The sequence below is a fragment of the Kitasatospora sp. DSM 101779 genome, from assembly GCF_025655475.1.
GTDB lineage: Bacteria > Actinomycetota > Actinomycetes > Streptomycetales > Streptomycetaceae > Kitasatospora.
Window position 1 is genome coordinate 4,102,947 of the sequence record NZ_JAHTIK010000001.1, and the last position, 1,978, is coordinate 4,104,924.

1 protein-coding gene and 1 pseudogene are annotated in these 1,978 nt (G+C 79.1%); both read left to right on the forward strand.

Going from position 1 to position 1,978, the window contains the following annotated elements:
• A partial coding sequence (locus tag KSNIM_RS18615; protein ID WP_263104345.1) for an AMP-binding protein occupies positions 1-1,123 on the forward strand: 1,123 nt, incomplete at its 5' end.
• Positions 1,120-1,978 (forward strand): annotated as a pseudogene (locus KSNIM_RS18620) (cytochrome P450); the annotation flags it as partial. The gene KSNIM_RS18615 and the pseudogene KSNIM_RS18620, both read left to right, overlap by 4 nt.

The window sequence follows — 1,978 nt, forward strand, 5'->3', positions numbered from 1 at the left end:
CGCCGCGCAGGCCGTGGCCGGCTGGGCCCGCGGCCTGGCCCGCCGCGCCTCGCTGGAGCTGCCCCGGCTGGACGCGCTCGGCCCGGTCGCCACCGTCGGTCCGCGGCGGCTCGGCTGCGCCCCCGCCCTGCGCTCCACCGGCGGACGTCCGCCCGCCGGCTACGACGGGGACGGCGACGCCGTGATCGTCTTCACCTCCGGGACCACCTCGGCGCCGCGGGCCGTGGTGCACACCCGTGCGTCGGTCGCCGCCGGGATGCGGGCGGTCGCCGGACTGGTCCGCCCGCAGGCCGGGCAGGCCGTGCTCGGCGGCACCTTCTTCGTCCTGGTGCCCTCGCTGGCGGCCGGCGCCACCGTCGCCCTGCCGGCCCGCTCGCCGAAGGTGCTCGGTCGGCAGGTCCGCCGGCTCGAACCCGCGGAGACGTATCTGACGCCGCCGCAGCTGCGCGGCCTCGACCATCTCACCGGCCGGGTCTGGACGGGCTCCGCCCCCGCCTCCGCCGAGCTGCTGCGCCGCGCCAAGCAGGCCGGCGCCACCGAGGCCTGGGGCGTGTACGCGCTCACCGAGCTGTTCCCGGCCGCGGCCGTCGAGGAGGCCGAGAAGTCCGCCTTCGACGGCGACGGCGACCTGCTCGGCCACCCGCTGCCCGGCGTCACGGCCCGGCTCGCCGACGGCGGCGAACTGCTGCTCGCCGGGGCCGCCGCCCGCGACCGCTACCTCGGCGAGCTCCCCGACCCGTGGGTGCGCACCGGCGACCGCGCCGGCCTCGACGCCGACGGCCGGATCGTCCTCGCCGGCCGCTGCAAGGACATGGTGCTGCGCCGTGCCGAGAACATCTACCCCGGCCTGTACGAGCCCGCCCTGCACCTGCCCGGCGTCGAACTCGCCCTGCTGGTGGGGGTGCCCGCGTGGGACGGCGACGAGCGACTGGTCGCCCTCGTCCAGCCGCGCCGCGGCACCGACCCGCGGCGGCTGCGGGCCGACCTGGAACGCCCGCTCGCCCGGATGGGCAGCGCCCGTCCCGACGCCGTCCTGCTCGGCGAGGTGCCGCTGACCGGGCGTTCCCGCAAGCCGGACCGGGCCGCCGCCGCCCGGCTGTGCGCCCGGGAGCTCACCCGATGAACCACGAGGGCACGATCGCGCGGGCCCGCACCCACCGCACCGCGCGGCGGCTCGACCGCAGGGTCTACCAGGTGTCCCACCCGGTGCTGTTCGCGCTGCTCGCCGTCACCCGCCGCCGCCCGGTGCTGCGGCTCGGCCGGACGGTACTGGTGCACGGCGCCGAGGCGTACCGGGAGGTGCTCACCCGCGTCCCGCTCGACCGCACAGCCGAGGGCACCACCGGCGGCGCCGCCGCCCGGCGGACCGACGGCGGGCTGCTCTTCGACCAGGACGGCGGCGAGCACCGCGCCGCCCGCCGCGACCTCACCGAACTCCTCGGCGCCCACGGCACCGAGAAGCTGCGCCCGGTCTGGCAGGCCGTCCTCGACCACCGCCTCGGCGAACTCACCGGCACCGTCGACCTGGTGGACGTCGTCCGGGAACTCGCCGGGGCCACCGCCGCCGCCCTCACCGACAGCGGCGCCGATCCGCTGCTGCTCGCCCGCGCCTGTGCCGACGCCGCCGCCGAGGCCGCCCGGGAGCACCTGCCCGGCCTGCCCCGACGCACCTCCACGACGGCGGCCGAGCACCTCAACTCCCTGCTGCCGCACGGTCGGGACGCCATGCTCGCGGTCGCCGCGGTCAACACCACGATCGCCGCGCTGCCCAGGGCGGCCGCCTGGTGCGCCCGGGCCGGCCTGTGGGGCGAGGTCTCGCCCGAACTGGCCGTCGAGCTGCTCCGGTTGACCGCCCCCTCGCCGCTGCTGCCGCGGGTCGCCGCCGACGGGGGCACCGCGGCCGGCTGCCCGATCGGCCGCGGCGACCGGCTCGTCCTGGTCGCCCGGCACGCGGCCGGCGCCCACCGCACCGGGCGCG